At 67.8% G+C, this 15693-nt stretch carries 13 protein-coding genes and 4 pseudogenes; 8 read left to right on the top strand and 9 right to left on the bottom strand.

Annotated elements, in window-relative coordinates:
* Window positions 1-3 precede the first annotated feature (3 nt).
* Window positions 4-435: a VOC family protein gene (locus ACFVZW_RS05485; RefSeq protein WP_384517064.1), complete on the top strand. Its 432-nt coding sequence runs from the start codon at window positions 4-6 to the stop codon at window positions 433-435.
* 245 nt (window positions 436-680) lie between these two features.
* On the opposite strand, the gene ACFVZW_RS05480 is transcribed toward ACFVZW_RS05485, so the two are convergent.
* The 8 genes and pseudogenes from ACFVZW_RS05480 to ACFVZW_RS05445 form a co-directional block, all read right to left on the bottom strand.
* On the bottom strand, window positions 681-1187 hold the full coding sequence (locus ACFVZW_RS05480; RefSeq protein ID WP_384517061.1) for a GNAT family N-acetyltransferase: 507 nt from the start codon (window positions 1185-1187) through the stop codon (window positions 681-683).
* A 73-nt stretch (window positions 1188-1260) separates the two neighbouring features.
* On the bottom strand, window positions 1261-1677 hold the full coding sequence (locus tag ACFVZW_RS05475; RefSeq protein WP_384517059.1) for a VOC family protein: 417 nt from the start codon (window positions 1675-1677) through the stop codon (window positions 1261-1263).
* 9 nt (window positions 1678-1686) lie between these two features.
* The gene (locus ACFVZW_RS05470; protein WP_384517056.1) at window positions 1687-2109 is read right to left on the bottom strand and encodes a helix-turn-helix domain-containing protein; all 423 of its coding nucleotides are present in this window, start codon (window positions 2107-2109) and stop codon (window positions 1687-1689) included.
* 250 nt (window positions 2110-2359) lie between these two features.
* Window positions 2360-3496 carry a hypothetical protein gene (locus ACFVZW_RS05465; RefSeq protein ID WP_384517054.1) on the bottom strand — a complete coding sequence of 379 codons (1137 nt, stop codon included), beginning with the start codon at window positions 3494-3496 and terminating at the stop codon, window positions 2360-2362.
* A 257-nt stretch (window positions 3497-3753) separates the two neighbouring features.
* Window positions 3754-4044 (bottom strand): RICIN domain-containing protein, encoded by a 291-nt coding sequence (locus tag ACFVZW_RS05460; RefSeq protein ID WP_384517051.1) that lies wholly within the window; start codon window positions 4042-4044, stop codon window positions 3754-3756.
* Between the two features lie 32 nt (window positions 4045-4076).
* Window positions 4077-4202, bottom strand: a pseudogene (locus ACFVZW_RS05455) (hypothetical protein); the annotation flags it as partial.
* A 450-nt stretch (window positions 4203-4652) separates the two neighbouring features.
* Window positions 4653-4739 (bottom strand): annotated as a pseudogene (locus tag ACFVZW_RS05450) (glutamine synthetase); the annotation flags it as partial.
* Between the two features lie 274 nt (window positions 4740-5013).
* On the bottom strand, window positions 5014-8253 hold the full coding sequence (locus tag ACFVZW_RS05445) for a tetratricopeptide repeat protein (RefSeq protein ID WP_384517049.1): 3240 nt from the start codon (window positions 8251-8253) through the stop codon (window positions 5014-5016).
* Window positions 8254-8414: 161 nt separating this feature from the next.
* Between ACFVZW_RS05445 and ACFVZW_RS05440 the strand changes: the two are divergent.
* The 4 genes and pseudogenes from ACFVZW_RS05440 to ACFVZW_RS05425 all read left to right on the top strand — a co-directional run.
* A pseudogene (locus ACFVZW_RS05440) lies at window positions 8415-8660 on the top strand (DNA primase); the annotation flags it as partial.
* A 2-nt stretch (window positions 8661-8662) separates the two neighbouring features.
* Window positions 8663-10138 carry an ATP-binding protein gene (locus tag ACFVZW_RS05435; RefSeq protein WP_384517046.1) on the top strand — a complete coding sequence of 492 codons (1476 nt, stop codon included), beginning with the start codon at window positions 8663-8665 and terminating at the stop codon, window positions 10136-10138.
* Window positions 10139-10599: 461 nt separating this feature from the next.
* Window positions 10600-10830, top strand: coding sequence for a helix-turn-helix transcriptional regulator (locus tag ACFVZW_RS05430; protein ID WP_384517043.1), 231 nt, complete (start codon window positions 10600-10602; stop codon window positions 10828-10830).
* Window positions 10831-10905: 75 nt separating this feature from the next.
* Window positions 10906-12170: pseudogene (locus ACFVZW_RS05425) on the top strand (tyrosine-type recombinase/integrase).
* 75 nt (window positions 12171-12245) lie between these two features.
* Here the strand turns inward: ACFVZW_RS05425 and ACFVZW_RS05420 are convergent.
* Entirely contained in the window at window positions 12246-13607 is a 1362-nt protein-coding gene (locus ACFVZW_RS05420; protein WP_355108962.1) for a glutamine synthetase family protein, read from the bottom strand.
* Window positions 13608-13831: 224 nt separating this feature from the next.
* On the opposite strand from ACFVZW_RS05420, the gene ACFVZW_RS05415 reads away from it, so the two are divergent.
* The 3 genes from ACFVZW_RS05415 to ACFVZW_RS05405 all read left to right on the top strand — a co-directional run bounded on the left by ACFVZW_RS05415 (window position 13832) and on the right by ACFVZW_RS05405 (window position 15579).
* The gene (locus ACFVZW_RS05415) at window positions 13832-14212 is read left to right on the top strand and encodes a hypothetical protein (RefSeq protein ID WP_384517040.1); all 381 of its coding nucleotides are present in this window, start codon (window positions 13832-13834) and stop codon (window positions 14210-14212) included.
* A gap of 75 nt (window positions 14213-14287) precedes the next feature.
* Window positions 14288-14941: a DUF3105 domain-containing protein gene (locus tag ACFVZW_RS05410; RefSeq protein ID WP_384517037.1), complete on the top strand. Its 654-nt coding sequence runs from the start codon at window positions 14288-14290 to the stop codon at window positions 14939-14941.
* Window positions 14942-14943: 2 nt separating this feature from the next.
* A complete protein-coding gene (locus ACFVZW_RS05405) occupies window positions 14944-15579 on the top strand; it encodes a DUF305 domain-containing protein (RefSeq protein WP_384517118.1) in 636 nt (211 codons plus the stop codon).
* The last annotated feature ends 114 nt before the right edge of the window (window positions 15580-15693 follow it).

The following is a 15693-nucleotide window of genomic DNA, read 5'->3' as shown; positions in this document are numbered from 1 at the left end:
TGCATGAACGTGACGCTCGAAGTCGTCCTGGTGCCCGTGACCGACCTGGACCGGGCCAAGGAGTTCTACGGCGAGAAGTGCGGCTTCAGGGTCGACCTCGACTCCGAGGTCTCGCCGGGCATCCGCGTCATCCAGGTCACGCCGCCCGGGTCGCGCTGTTCGATCTCGCTGGAGAGCGGGCTGCCGGCGATGCCCGGCACGAAGAAGATGACCCCGGGCACGCTGCACGGCCTCCAGCTCTGCGTCACGGACATCGAGGCGGCGCGCAAGGAACTCGTCGCCCGGGGCGTGGACGTCAGCCCGGTCCAGCACGTCGGCAGGACGGGCTGGGAGGAGGGCAAGGGCGAGACATGGAACTCGTTCATGGCCTTCTCGGACCCGGACGGCAACAGCTGGGTGGTCCAGGAGGCACCGGCGGAGCTGTCGGAACGCTGAGGGGTACGGGGGCGGGGCTCGGCGGGCTCTCCGACGCCGACGTGCTGGTGGGCCACCGACCGCGCGCAGACCACTGTCCACACTCGGGCCACCGACCGCGGTCGGGGCACCGACCGTAGTCGGACCGCCCTCCGCGCGCAGACCACCGTCCGCCCTCGGGCCACCCTCCGCGGTCGGGGCACCGACCATAGTCGGACCCCCCTCCGCGCGCAGACCATCGTCCACACTCGGGCCACCCTCCGCGGTCAGACCACCGGCGTGAAGTCCACCCGGTAGTACCGCACCCGCTCGTCCTCCCCCGCGTACCGCATCCCGGCCGCCTCCATCACGCGCTGCGAGGCGACGTTCGGGAGGTCGGCGTCGCCCTTCGCGCCGGCGATGCCCTGCTCGCGGGCCAGTTCGAGCAGGGCCCGCAGCGCCTCGGTGGCGTACCCGAGGCCGCGTACGTCCGGGATCAGCCCGTACCCGACGGTCACGAACCGCTCGTCGTCCGGCGGCCCGTGGAACCCGATCCCGCCCACGGCGGCCCCGTCCGTCCGCCGCCGTATCTCGTACGCCCCGAACACGCCCGGATCCCCCTGCGCGGCACACACGCCGAGGAATCCACGTGCCCCGGCCACGTCGCCGTCGGCCGGATAACCCGGCGCCCAACGGTCCTCCGCGGCGGGCGCCTGCGCGACGATCCGCTCGGCCTCGGCAACGGTGAGCGGGTGCAGCAGCAGACGCCCGGTGACGAACGAGGTGATCTTCATCGGGGCAGTTTCCGTCGCCCCCGACGGACCGTCAACGGCGTGAATCAAGACACCGCGTGGGCGGGCGGTGGGCTCACTGCCCGCGGGGCTGGGTGAAACGCAGCATGTTCCCGGACGGGTCGCGGAAGGCGCAGTCGCGGACGCCGTACGGCTGGTCGACCGGCTCCTGCAGGACCTCGCCGCCCGCGGCGCGGACGCGCTCGAAGGTGGCGTCGACGTCGGCGGTGCGGAAGATGACACCGCGCAGCAGGCCCTTCGCGAGCAGCTCCGCCATGGCCTCCCGGTCGGCGGGCGAGGCGTTCGGGTCGGCCAGCGGCGGTTCGAGGACGATGTCCACATCGGGCTGCGAGGGGGCGCCGAGCGTCACCCAGCGCATCCCTTCGAACCCGACGTCGTTACGCACTTCCAGGCCGAGGGCGTCCCGGTAGAAGGCGAGCGCCTTGTCGTGGTCGTCGACGGCGATGAAGCACTGAGAGAGTGTGATGTCCATGCGTTCACGCTACGAGCGGGGGTCGGCTTTCGCTTCTCCGTTCCTGACCGGTCGCGTGTGGATCTTGGCGATGCAGGCCGGGATGGCGGCGCCGTCGCCGTGGTCGCGGGCCCGGTAGGCGCTGGGGCTCTCGCCGACGAGCTCGGTGAAGCGTGAGCTGAACGACCCCAGCGACGTACAGCCGACCTCGAAGCAGACCTCCGTCACCGACAGGTCCCCGCGCCTCAGCAGCGCCTTGGCCCGCTCGATCCTGCGCGTCATCAGGTAGCTGTACGGCGTCTCGCCGAAGGCGGCCCGGAAGCTCCGGGAGAAGTGCCCCGCCGACATGAGCGCGACCCGTGCCAACGCGGGCACGTCGAGCGGCTCCGCGTACTCGCGATCCATCAGGTCACGGGCCCGGCGCAGCCGGACGAGATCCTCCAGGCTGGTCACAGGACCACCATCGCACAGGCCCGGGTTCCGGTGCTCATGCCGACTCCGGAACGGGTTCGACGACCCGGGTCACCCGGTTCCGCAACCGGTGCCACCGGCTGCGGAACCGCTTCGGCCGCCACCGCTCTCCGCTGCTGAAGCGGCCTGTGGCACCACGTGCCCGGCAGCGGGTCGAACTTGATCTCGATTGCCCCCATGGCCGCGACTCTAGCGGCCCCACGACTCCTCCGGCCGTGAACGCGGCGCGTGCTCAGAATCCCCTGATCGCGAAGGGAAGCGTCCCGGCGTCCTCCTCCCCCGCGGCCGGCTCGTTCGTGGCCACCCCGACGACCGTGAGGGAACGGCCCGTGGTGACGACGTCGGAGGCCGCCGTGCCCTGGGTGCCCACCTCCGGGAGACGCAGCGCCTGCCAGCGGCCGTACCGCAGTCGCGCCCCGATGGGCTTGGTTCCGTTCTGGTCGCCCACCACGGCGACCCCGTCCCGTGCGACGGTCACGCCGTAGAGCCGCCCCTGGCCGACGGGGGCGTCGACCACGCTCCACCGGGTGCCGTCGAAGTGTGCGACCAGCCCGTGGTCCCTGCCGTCCGCTCCGCGCTCGACGCGGCCGACGGCCCAGACGTCGTTCGGCCCGTTCGAGGCCAGCGCGGTGAACTCGGCCGCCAGGGAATCGAGTTCGGGCGCGGACTGCCGGGACCAGGACGTGCCGTCGTAGTGCAGCAGCAGAGGACGGAGTCCTTCCGGCGTGCCGATGGCGCCGGCGGCCCACACGTCGTCCGGGGCGATCGCCGTGATGCCCCACAGCGACCAGTAGTCGGTGTCGAGCGCGGGTGGCGCCACCTGTCGCCACGCCTCGCCGTCCCAGCGCTCGATCAGTCCGTGGAAAGTGAAGAGCGGACCGTCGGGCTGGGTCCAGCCGACCGCCCACGCATCGTCCTCGTCCACGGCGTCCACGCCCAGGAAACCGCCGCTCAGCGCGGACTCGGGCAGGGGCGCGGGCGCAAGCTTCCAGCCGGTGTCGTCACGGTGCGCGGTGTGGATCGTGTGGGTGCCCTGGTCGGCATCGCCCACGAGCCAGGCGTCGCCCTCCGGACTCGCGCCGATCGCGTTGATGCGGGTCGGGGCGTCGTCCAGCGGGGTGGGTATCCGCTTCCAGCGGCGCGAGGAGTCCTCACGGCCGAACAGGACGGGACGCAGGAGCGGCTGCTTGCCTTCGCCGGATCTGCGGAAGCCCGCCGTCCAGATGGTGTCCGCGTCGATGCGTTCGGCGTCGATCAGCCGGGCGGTGCCGGCCGGGAACTCCTCGGTGACCCAGGGGCCCGGCGCGGGTCCGAAGGCGAGGGTCATGGCGGCGAGGCCGCCGGTCAGGGCGAGCAGGGCGCGCGTCATCGGTTGATCGGTCCCTTCGGGAGCGGTGATCAGTGGATCCGTACGGTCCGGTCGCGGGCCGTACGTCACCCGTCTCTGAGCACCGCTGCCGTCGAGAGGTTGAGAACACTGTGCAGCAGCCGGTGGGACGACTCGGGGCCGGCGGCTGACCGCCGCCGGCCCTGAGCCGTCGTTTCGGCGAGGTACCCCCGCTGACCTGCGCCTACAGCGCCGACAGGTTCTTACGCGGCTCGAAGACGGTCACCTCGGAGCGCGGGTCAGTACCACCAGAGCTGGTTCAGGCCGTTGTGGCAGTCCCACTGGGTGGCCGGGGCGCCGTTGTCGGTGCGCCAGCCGCCGATCTCCAGGCACTTGCCGCTGTTCACGTTGACCAGGGTCATCAGATATTCGCCCGCGTAGTGCATGGTCCACTGCTGGTTGGCGCCGGCGTGGCAGTCCCACTGACCGATCTGGGCGCCGTTGGCGGTGGACCAGCCCTTGACCTCAAGGCACTTGCCGCTGTGAAGGTTGAGGATGAGGCTCCCCGCGCCGTAGGGGGTCCCCTCCACTTCTGGTTGTCTCCGTCGTGGCAGTCCCACTGGTGGACACCGGCCCCGTTGGCGGTGGACCAACCGCCCACTTCCAGACACTTGGCGCTGTTCCAGTTGGCCAGCCAGTACCACTCGGACAGGTCGGCGGCGGAGGCGGGCCCGGCGGGCAGGGCCATCGAGATGAGCAGGGCACCGCCGGCGGCACTCAGGACACGGCGGACGGACTTGGTGATGTTCAGGCGCACGAAAAGATCCCCCTCATACGGCCGATCACAATCGGCTTTTCACCCAAACCGAGCGAATGCAACGCGAGCCCTTCAACCCTGTGGACAAGGCGTCGATGGTGCGGGCCAGAACCGGACCTGGTTGCGGAAGAGGCTTCGCCGGTCGTGGTACACGGCGGACCGCCGCCGGTTGGCCAGCTCGATTAAACCCATCCGGGGGTGGCTGCAATGTGCGACCGATGCACGGTTGCTTGACGATCCGTGCAGGGTTCGGCTCAGTCGCCCGAGTCCTCAGACGCCTCGTGCGGAGCAGCAAGGGGCGGTCGAGACGACTCAGGGCCGGCGGCAGTCAGCCGTCGGCCCTGATCGTGAACCCGGGGCCCTACCCCCTCTGACCTGCGCCTACAGCACCGGCAGGTTCTTCCGCAGCTCGAAGGCGGTCACCTCGGAGCGGTACTCCTCCCACTCCTGCTTCTTGTTGCGCAGGAAGTGGCGAGCCCATCAGCTCGCCTCCATCGATTGCTGCTGCCCCAGGTGGCAGCAGCCGAGATGCGGTGGTTAGCGGTGGGCCATGGTGCCCCTGGGCTGCCTTCGGACGGCCCAGAGACGGCCCAGCATGTCGCGCCAGGGCTTAGGTGGCAATCGTGACGCCGTTCGTACGCACGACTCCGGAGACCTCGCGCGTCTCTAACGTTCTACCAGGTCAGAGCCCTAGCGCGGGTGCGATGACGTGGAACCGTCCACGAGTGGCCACGCGCCCGGCTCATGGTGTCGAGGCTCCGCGGGGAGTCATGCGCCCTACCGCCGGCGCCCTGAGCGCCGCCTCTAGCCGACTGGAGAAAGGTGAAAGTTGCTCTCCAAGCAGAGGAACCACGGATTGCAGAGTGCCCATTACTGTAAGCAACTCGGCGATCTGGCCGTTCGTAGGTTGGGCATCCATGAAGGCAATCAAGGCCCGTTCCGCTTCAGGCCACTCCGACATTAGGACATTTGCGAGGAAGACGTTGCCTCGGTCGGTTACATCGCTGGAATGGCCGCAAATGTCGAGTACCCGACGGAAGTAAACTTCATGACCCGGATCTCGCAGCGCGAAGAGCACCACCGTCATTTCGTAGTGACCCCAGCCGGCGTCCGGATTGAGCTCAATAGTGCGACTTAGGTCGATCAGGGCCTCATCATATCGTCCCAAATTTCGATAGGTTACGCCTCGATTTGTGATGGCGAACGAGCTTTCAGGGTCGATTTCGATGGCTCTGGTAAAGTCGACTAGCGCTTCACCATACTGCCCCGCAAGGCGGTAAGCGTAGCCGCGCTGCGCAATCGCCCATCCATATTCGGGGTCGATTTCAATGGCCCGAGAGTAGTCAGCTGCAGCATCCTCATACCGAGCCAATTCCTCGTACGTCCGACCTCGATTGGTAATGGCCCACCTGTATTCGGGGTCGATTTCGATGGCCCGCGAGTAGTCGGCCAAGGCTTGTTCATACTCGCCCATGGCGTGGTACGTGAAGCCGCGATTGGCGACTGCCCATGCATATTCGGGGTCGATTTCGATGGCACGCGAGCAATCTGCCAAGGCTTCATCGTATCGCCCCATGGCGTGGTAAGTCAGCCCGCGACTAGTGATGGCCCACCCGTATTCGGGGTCGATTTCGATGGCCCGCGAGTAGTCGGCCAAGGCTTGTTCATACTCGCCCATGGCGTGGTACGTGAAGCCGCGATTGACGACTGCCCATGCGTATTCGGGGTCGATTTCGATGGCACGCGAGTAATCTGCCAGGGCTTCATCGTATCGCCCCATGGCGTGGTAAGTCAGCCCGCGACTAGTAATGGCCCACCTGTATTCGGGGTCGATTTCGATGGCCCGAGAGAAGTCGACCACGGCAAACTCATGCCGCCCCATGGAATGGTATACCTGCCCGCGACTGGCGATAGCCCACCCAGATTCCGGATCAATATCCACGGTTCGAGAGAAGTCGGCGATGGCCTCCTCGTGTCGCCCTGCAAGGCGATAGTATTCGCCCCTACTAGCAGTGATCCAAGCGCTTTCAGGCTCAAGTTCGACGGCAAAGGTCAGGTCGGCTAGGGCTTCGTCCTGCCGCCCCGTGGCACGATAAGCCTGTCCACGACTTTCGAAGGCCCATGCGACGTCAGGCTCGAGTTCGATTGCTCGATTGAAGTCAGCTAAGGCTTCCTCGTATCGGCCCGATAGCCGGTTAACTTCACCCCGACCACGGAAGGCTCGCCCCACCGGTTCGAGTTCAATTGCGGTGGTGTAATCTGCTAGCGCTTGCTCGTATTCATTAGCGCGTCGATTTTCCCAGCCACGCAGGATGTAGGCGAGGCATCTCCCCGACACGTCAAGTCCACCGCGGGTCAGTAGCATTGTAAGCGCGGTGATGCCAGGGCGAGGGCCCTCCAAGGCCGCCAGTAGGTCACTTCCCCACCTACATACAGCGGGTGCATCGCCGTCTTGACCTGCCCGCATCAGGGTCTGGGCCCATCTCCGCATGGTGCTGATGTCGTGATCGTGGGCATCGACCAACTCGCGTAGGGCTCGAGGAAGTGCTGCGCGATGATCTGCGCAGATTCGGTGGTAAGTCTCCTGCAATTGGTAATTACGCCACCGCTCGTCCCCCCACCATCCGTCAGCTGGAGGGGGGCCAGCTTCTAGCTGAAGTCGTCTTTGCTGGAAGGCGTCCGCCAGCCGGGAGTGTTGTTCTATCCAGCGCATGGGAGACTGTTGGCGTTGCACGCGGAGCATCGCAGAGCGCACAACCTCGTGGTAATGACCCCGCCCCACGCGGTTGATGAAGAAGGGCATTGACTGAAGCCAGCTGAACTGCGCCCCCGACTCCCCGTCGTCCACGATCGTGCGGTATATGTCCTCGTCGAGCTCTTGTGGCAGCGCACAGGCCAAGGCGGCGGCGCGGCGCGCCGGGCTTGTCTCCCATCTTAGGAATCGCTCAACGGCGGTGCCGCTTGGGTCCCCCACATCAGCAACGCTGGAGGGGCGGGCTTCGGCAAGGGTCGAGACCAAAACGGGCAGCCGACCGGATAGCTCCAAGATGACCTGGATGACCTTTTCATCGGTTGTTCCCTTGGTGGCAAGCAGTTGGCGTGCCTCCGCCTCGGTGAACACCTCCAACTGAAGATCGGTGATCAGGTCAAGCCAGTCGCCCCAGCATCGGTAATCCGGTCGAGACTGCCCGGCGAGAACTACCAGGACGTTGGCCGGCAGTTGTCCGTACCTGTCACTGACCAATATGTCCCGGAGCCACACATCCAACATCGGCCCGGTGCGCTCATAGGTGTCGAAGAGCAACACCACCCAGGGCCGACGCTCCGCAGCATCTGCCAGGCCTTGAAGAAACACGGGTGTGAGTCCTTGCAAGGGAGACAGGACAAGTTGAACGTCCTCATGGCTACGCAACCGAGTACTCAATAGCGCCTTGACCCGATCAGCGCCTGCCGCAACCTGATTGGGGTCCATAGCACTGGTGAACGCCCCAACTCCCGGGATTAGACCCAGTCCTGCAAGGCTAAGCTGTGAGGCGATCACGCTGGACGGCGACGGGACCGGTTGATCCAATCCTTGGTCTGCTCCTGCCGTCTCGCTTTGTGCTCCGCTCGCGGACGTGCTGGCGGCTTCGTGTCGGCGTTGCCTGTAGTTGGACATGAGCTTGTCGAAGCTCTTCATCTCAACGCCGTGTTGGCTGAACTGTGAGCTGATAGCCTCCATCGCCTCGACCGCGTCGGTTGTCGACTCATCGATGTAGGCCGTGAGTGCCCCAGCGTCGATGGCAACCGATTGCAGCTGCCGTACCAAAGTGGACTTGCCCACGCCCGCTGGGCCATGGATGTGGAAGAGGAACTGTGAGGCTTCTTCCGGGGACTGCTGCAGAGCGTCCTTGAAGGCGGCCTGCTCCCCCTGGCGCCCGATCAGTCCGCTCTTGCGTTGCCTCCGGATCAACTCCTGCCGTGACAGACTCTGCTTAGCCATCTGCGCCCCCACCCGACACTGCCGACGGATCACCTCTCTATGTTCGCTCAGAGAAGCGTCCGGCGTCCCCGAACTTCCTCACAAACCAAGGGTGTGATGCCAGGCCGGCTCGGACGACGGGCCGCACGCGCCGCGCGTGCACGGTTCGTGCCACGAACAAGTACCGCTCGCCCGCCTACCTGGAGCGCGGCATCGCCATGGCCGAGCAGAGCATCAGCGAAGCCCTCAGCACGATCCACACCACCGTGTACCGGACGTTCCTCGCGGTGCTGTCCGCCCACGGCCGGTGCGGCTGCCTCACCGACGCGCACATCGACCGGCTGTTCACCGCCGCGCAGGCCAAAGGGGAATCCCCCCGGCACTGCACGGACGCGTGGACCAACGCCCGTACGACGTTGGGACTGTGACGATGGCTGACGATGAGAAGACTCCGGCCCGTGAGGTCATCACCGACTACGCGCAGGCCAACTTCCGGTACTTCCGCACCGCGGACGGCACCGTGTACGCGCAGAAGAACGGCCACCCCGTCGCCCGTCCGATCCGCTCCCAGGGCACTACGGGCAGCCACCGGCAGGAACTCATGGTCGGCCTGTTCAGGGACGGGTGCGGCGTGTTCAACGGCACCGCGCTCAAGGAAGCACTGGACCTGATCGAGGCACTGGCGCTGACCGAGGACGTGCAACCGGTCCACATCCGCGTCGCGCCCGGCTTCGACGGCGCAACGTGGCTCGACCTGGGCCGCAACGACGGCAAGTCCGTCCGCATCCACCCCACCGGATGGGACATCACCACCCCCGACCCGCAGGAAGTGTGCTGGCGGCGCACCCAGCTCACCGGGGAACTGCCCCTGCCGGCCAAGGACACCGACGGCAAGGGAATGGATCTGCTGATGCGGCTGTGCAACTTCGCCAGCGCCATGACCGAGTGCCTGGCCATCGCCTGGCTCATCGGCTGCCTCGGACCATCCGTGCCAGTCCCCGCACCGTTCCTCACCGGCCCCCAAGGCGCGGGCAAGTCCACCGGCGGACGGATGCTGCTGAGGATCATCGAGGGCATGAGCGGCGACCTGCGCCGCGCTCCGAAGGATGAGGAGAACCTGATCGCGGCCGTGGCCGCCGGATGGGTCACCGCCCTGGACAACCTCTCCCACATGACCCCGGACCTGTCCGACGCCATGTGCTGCATCGTCACCGGTGCCGAGAGCGTCAAGCGCGCCCTGTTCACCGACGGCGACGTCGTCCGCTCTCGCTACCGCCGCCCGATGCTGCTGACCGGCATCGACGTTGGCGTCATCCGGCCCGACCTCGCCGAACGTCTCCTCCCGCTCCGTCTGGAGCGCCCCCGGGTGCGGCGGACGGAGGCGGAGTTGTGGGCGGAGTACGAACCGGCCCTGCCCGTGATCCTCGGGTCGCTGCTCGACCTGACCGTCAAGGTCCGTACCGCCCAGGCGGACATCCCTACCGACCTGCGGATGGCCGACTTCGCCCACCTGTGCGCGCAACTCGACGCGGCCACCGGCCTCGGAGCGCTGGACGCCTACCGGGCCAGCCTGGACGACCTCAACGACGACGTCATCGAAGGAGACCTCCTCGCACAGACCGTCCTCAAACACGCCGCCGGCCTCGACCCGGGCGCGGAAGTGCGGATGACTTCCTCGGAGTGGCTGCATGCGCTCACCGGCCTCTACAGCGGCGAGGAATGCCGCCCTCTGCCGAAGGGCTGGCCCACCACCGGCAAAGTCCTCTCCGACCGGCTCAAGCGGCTCCAGCCGACGCTTGCCGCACGCGGGGTCCTCGTCGACTGGGGCCGCACTGGAGCCGCCCGCTACATCGAGCTGACCCGAGGCGCCGCCCCGGCCCCGGAGCAGCCGGTCCCGATGTTCTGACCGGAGCCGCCTCGGCTCACGCACAGGCAAGAGGAGCACGCCGCGCCCGGGCCAGGGGTGCTCCTCTTGCTGTTCGGCGGCTCGCCGCCGCCCAAGGGACGCGCCGCGAAGCGGCTCCCCTCTTCACGCCCTCAGGCACGCACAACCACAGACACCACCCCCCTTTTTTCCTAAGAAGGGAAGCGTTGCGTCACTGCGTCACGACGGCACCGCATACGGCCCGTGACCTGTGGCTATAGCGATGACGCAGGAGCCAGTCTCTGCGTCATCCCGCGTCACCCGGTGACGGACGCAGTGACGTGCCGATGACACACGATCCGGCCCCTGCGTCATACGAAATCGCAGGTCAGACGCGCGAAAGACGCAGATGACGCAATGACGCAGAAATTCCCACCTCGGACAGACGCCGACACCCGAGGCAGGAGAGCCAACGTCACGCCAACTCCTGGAGGACCAACCCAGTGCCGCCCACATCCGACCCTCGCACCACGCTCCGAGCTGGCCTGCCCGACCGCTACCTCACCCCCGAGGACATCGCCGCGATGTTCTCCATCCCGATCGAGACCGTCTACCACTGGCGCAAGCAGCGCACCGGCCCACCCGGATTCCGAGTCGGCCGCCACGTCCGCTACGACCCCGAAGCCGTCCAGGCGTGGGTCGTCCAGCAGAGCGACCTCGACGCCGCCGCCTGATCCCCACCTCAGCTCGTGGCGCTCCCCACCGGAGCGCCACGAGCTTTCTCGCACCCGAAAGGACCGCAGCCCCTGATGGCAGGCCACATCCAAGACCGCTGGTACAAGGCCGAGACCGGCCCCGACGGAAAGTCCCGCCAGGTCAAGGCCGACCGCTACGGACTCGGTCTCCGCTACCGGGCCCGTTACATCGGCCCAGACGGCACCGAGAAGTCCAAGAGCTTCCCCGACAAGCAAAAGCGCCTCGCCGCCCAGTGGCTCGCCCACATCGAGGCCGACATGTCCCGGCGCCAGTACATCGACCCCGCCGCCGGCCGGACCACGTTCCGGGAGTACGGCGAGAAGTGGCTCGCCTCCCAGACGACCGACCCGACCACGCGCACGGCGGTAAACGTGCAGCTCCGCCGTCACGCCTTCCCGTACATCGGAACGCGGCCACTCGACTCGTTCCGGCCCGAGCACATCAGGGAATGGGTGAAGGAGCTGGAGACAGCGCTGCCCGTGTCCTCCTACCGGCGCGTCATCTTCGCGAGCGTGTCAGCCGTTCTCGCCGCGGCTGTGGATGACGAGCTCCTTGCCAAGAATCCGTGCAAGTCCCGCTCGGTGCGACCGCCAGCGCCGGTGCCGCCTCGGGTGAAGCGTGGACCCCGGAGCGGCTGTTCGCGGTGCGGTCCGCGCTCCCGAAGCGGTACCAGACGATGGTCGACCTCGGGGGCGGCTGCGGCCTCCGGCAAGGGGAGATCTTCGGTCTCGCCGAGGAACACGTCCGGTTCGACACCGGCTGGCTTCACGTAGCCAACCAGGTGAAGGTGGTCAACGGTCACCTGGTGTTCGGACCGCCGAAGCGCGGAAAGGAGCGGGACGTCCCGCTCCCCCGCCAGATCGCTCGGGTTCTCCGCCAGCACGCCGAGGAGTTTCCACCGGTCGACGTTTCCCTACCGTGGTTGAAGCCCGACGGGCCGCTCGTCACCAAACGGCTCTTCTTCTCTCTCAGGGGCGGCGGCGCCGTGCGGCGGACCGACTTCAACACTCGCGTGTGGAAGCTCGCCCTCGTCCAGGCCGGCGTCATTCCGGAGCCCGAGGAGGGCGAGCGGCACCAGGCGGCCCGCGAGCACGGGATGCACGCCCTGAGGCACTTCTACGCGTCCGTCCTCCTGGACGCCGACGAGAACATCAAGGCACTCAGCACGTACCTGGGCCACGGCGACCCGGGTTTCACACTCCGGGTCTACACGCACCTCATGCCGAGCAGCGACGGACGGGCCCGACGGGCCGTGGACGGGCTCTACGAGGGCACCGGTTCGACGCCCGACGGCCCAGAGACGGCCCAGAGCCAGTGAGGCGGCTCAGGGCCGGCGGCAGTCAGCCGTCGGCCCTGATCGTGAACCCGGGGCCCTACCCCCTCTGACCTGCGCCTACAGCACCGGCAGGTTCTTCCGCAGCTCGAAGGCGGTGACCTCGGAGCGGTACTCCTCCCACTCCTGCTTCTTGTTGCGCAGGAAGAAGTCGAAGACGTGCTCGCCCAGCGTCTCGGCGACCAGCTCGCTCTTCTCCATCAGGGCGATCGCCTCGCCCAGGTTCTGCGGCAGCGGCTCGATGCCCATCGCGCGGCGTTCCGCGTCCGAGAGGGCCCAGACGTCGTCGTCCGCGCCGGCCGGGAGTTCGTAGCCCTCTTCGATGCCCTTGAGGCCCGCCGCGAGGAGGACCGCGTAGGTCAGGTAGGGGTTGGCACCGGAGTCGATGGAGCGGACCTCGACCCGCGACGAACCCGTCTTGCCCGGCTTGTACATCGGAACGCGGATCAGGGCCGAGCGGTTGTTGTGGCCCCAGCAGATGTACGAGGGGGCCTCTCCGCCCGCGCCCGCGCTGCGGGCCGAGCCGCCCCAGATGCGCTTGTAGGAGTTGACCCACTGGTTGGTGACGGCCGAGATCTCGGCGGCGTGCTTGAGCAGGCCGGCGATGAAGGAGCGGCCCACCTTGGAGAGCTGGTACTCCGCGCCCGACTCGTAGAACGCGTTGCGGTCGCCCTCGAAGAGCGAGAGGTGGGTGTGCATGCCCGAGCCCGGGTACTCCGAGAACGGCTTCGGCATGAACGTGGCCTGCACGCCCTGCTCCAGCGCGACCTGCTTCATGACCAGGCGGAAGGTCATGATGTTGTCGGCCGTGGAGAGCGCGTCGGCGTAGCGCAGGTCGATCTCCTGCTGGCCCGGGGCGCCCTCGTGGTGGGAGAACTCCACCGAGATGCCCATCGACTCCAGCATGGTGATGGCCTGGCGGCGGAAGTCCATGCCCACGTTCTGCGGGGTGTGGTCGAAGTAGCCCGAGTTGTCGGCGGGGGTGGGCTTCGTGCCGTCCAGCGGCTTGTCCTTCAGCAGGAAGAACTCGATCTCGGGGTGCGTGTAGAAGGTGAAGCCGAGGTCCGAGGTCTTGGCCAGGATGCGCTTCAGGACGTACCGCGGGTCCGCGAAGGACGGGGAGCCGTCCGGCATGAGGATGTCGCAGAACATCCGGGCGGTGCCCGGGGCCTCCGCGCGCCACGGCAGGATCTGGAAGGTGCCCGGATCCGGCTTGGCGATCATGTCGGATTCGTATACACGGGCGAAGCCCTCGATGGCGGAGCCGTCGAAGCCGATGCCCTCGTCGAACGCCTGCTCAAGCTCGGCGGGCGCCACGGCCACCGACTTCAGGAAGCCGAGGACGTCGGTGAACCACAGCCGCACGAACCGGATGTCGCGCTCCTCGAGCGTCCGGAGCACGAATTCCTGCTGCTTGTCCATTTCCACACCCATCTTTGCTGGTCAGGCCGCCTGTTCCCACCGCCTCGGGCACATCGGGGGGCACCTGAGCATCCCACCACATGGTTTCGCGCACGTTGCACACCCATAGTGCCTGCTCGGGTGTGACACAGGTAACGGGGGACCGCCCGATTCCGTGCGTCTGTTCCCGCTACGTTCCCCCCGCCTGTCCCCTCCGGCCGCTCGGGCCACTACGATCTCCGCCCATGGGGGGCACTCCACTCGTACGCCTGTCCCGGCGCGCGCGTCCCATGGCACTGGTGAGTGCCGTGGCGACGCTCCTCGCCGCGCTCTTCGTCTGTCTGGGTGCCGGCGACGCCGTGGCCGCCCACGACGGGCCGGCGCAGGCGCACCACCAGCGGACCACGGGTGCCGACGAGTACGTCTGCCCGTACGACCGCGGCGACTGCTCCCTGTTCCCCTCGCTCAGCCCGGCGGTGCTCACCGCGCCGCCGCTCGACCCCCCGCCCCAGGCGGAGGGCCGGTTCCCGCGCCTCGGACCGTCGTACGACGCCGGCCGGGCGCCCCGCGTCGACGCGCAGCCCCGCGCGCCGGACCTGCACGTCCTTCAAGTACTGCGGACATAGCCGACGGGCCGCATCCACTCCGACCCACGGCTCACGCCCCCACGCCACCCCACATCCGAGAAGGACGACATCACCATGGCCGCCAACCGCTCCGCCAACGCCGACCGCCGCGCCCGAATAGAGGAGATGCGCCGCGCCGAGCAGGCCCGCGAGCGCCGCAACCGCTTCATCACCATCGGCGTCTCCACCGTGGTCGTCCTCAGCCTCGTCGGCTTCGGCGGCTACGTGCTCAACCAGCAGTCCGAGAAGAAGGAGCAGCAGGAGGCCGCCGCCAAGGCCCCCATCAAGGACGAGAAGTCCTGGGACGCCAAGAAGCTCGGCCGCAACCACGTGACCACCCCGGTCGCCTACGAGATGAAGCCGCCGGTCGGCGGTGACCACGACCAGGTCTGGCAGAACTGCGACGGCGACGTCTACACGACGAAGATCGCCGACATGAACGCCGTGCACTCGCTGGAGCACGGCGCGGTCTGGGTCACGTACAACAAGAAGGCCTCGGAAGCCGATGTGAAGAAGCTGGCCGAGAAGGTCGGCAAGACCCCGTACTCGCTGATGAGCCCGGTCGACGACCAGCCCGGTGCCATCATGCTGAGCGCCTGGGGCAAGCAGGTGTCCGTGGACAGCGCGAGCGACCCGCGGGTCGACGCCTTCTTCACCAAGTACGTGCAGGGCCCGCAGACCCCGGAGCCGGGCGCGGCCTGCACCGGCGGTGTCGGGGCCGCCCAGTGAAGCTGACCCGTACGCACGGGGCGTCGATCGCCGCCGTCGTCCTCGCGCTGCTCTTCGCCGGGGGCGCCGTCACGGTCGCCTCCGCGCAGCGCGAGGAGGCGCCGGCGACCCCCGTGTCGGCTTCGGCGGACGCGGGCTTCGCCCGTGACATGTCGGTCCACCACCAGCAGGCCGTCGAGATGTCGTTCATCGTCCGGGACCGCACCCAGGACGAGGAGGTGCGCCGGCTGGCGTACGACATCGCCAACACCCAGGCCAACCAGCGCGGCATGATGCTGGGCTGGCTGGACATGTGGGGCCTGCCGAAGGTCGAGTCGGGGACCGAGCCGATGGCCTGGATGGGCATGGGCGGGCACGGCGACACCGGTCCCCTCGACGGGGCGCTGATGCCGGGCATGGCGACGAAGACCGAGCTGGAGCAGCTGCGCAAGGCCAGCGGCAAGGAGGCGGAGATCCTCTACCTCCAGCTGATGACCGACCACCACAAGGGCGGCGTCCACATGGCCCAGGGCTGCGTGGAGAAGTGCTCCGTGGAGATCGAGCGGAACCTCGCGCAGGGCATGGTCGACGCCCAGGAGTCCGAGATCGCGCTCATGGCGGACCTGCTGAAGGCGCGGGGCGCGAAGCCGCGCGCCTGAGCACGGCCCCGGTCGGCCCCCGTGACCCCCCCGGTCGCGGGGGCCGCCGCGTACGCGGACAATGGTTGACGCTCGGGGACGTACGTACGACGACGTTCTTACGGAGGTACGCAC

The organism is Streptomyces sp. NPDC059567, assembly GCF_042735655.1.
Taxonomy (GTDB): Bacteria; Actinomycetota; Actinomycetes; order Streptomycetales; family Streptomycetaceae; genus Streptomyces.
The sequence above is the reverse complement of the archived record's forward strand: the minus strand, read 5'-3'. Positions and strand labels throughout refer to the sequence as shown.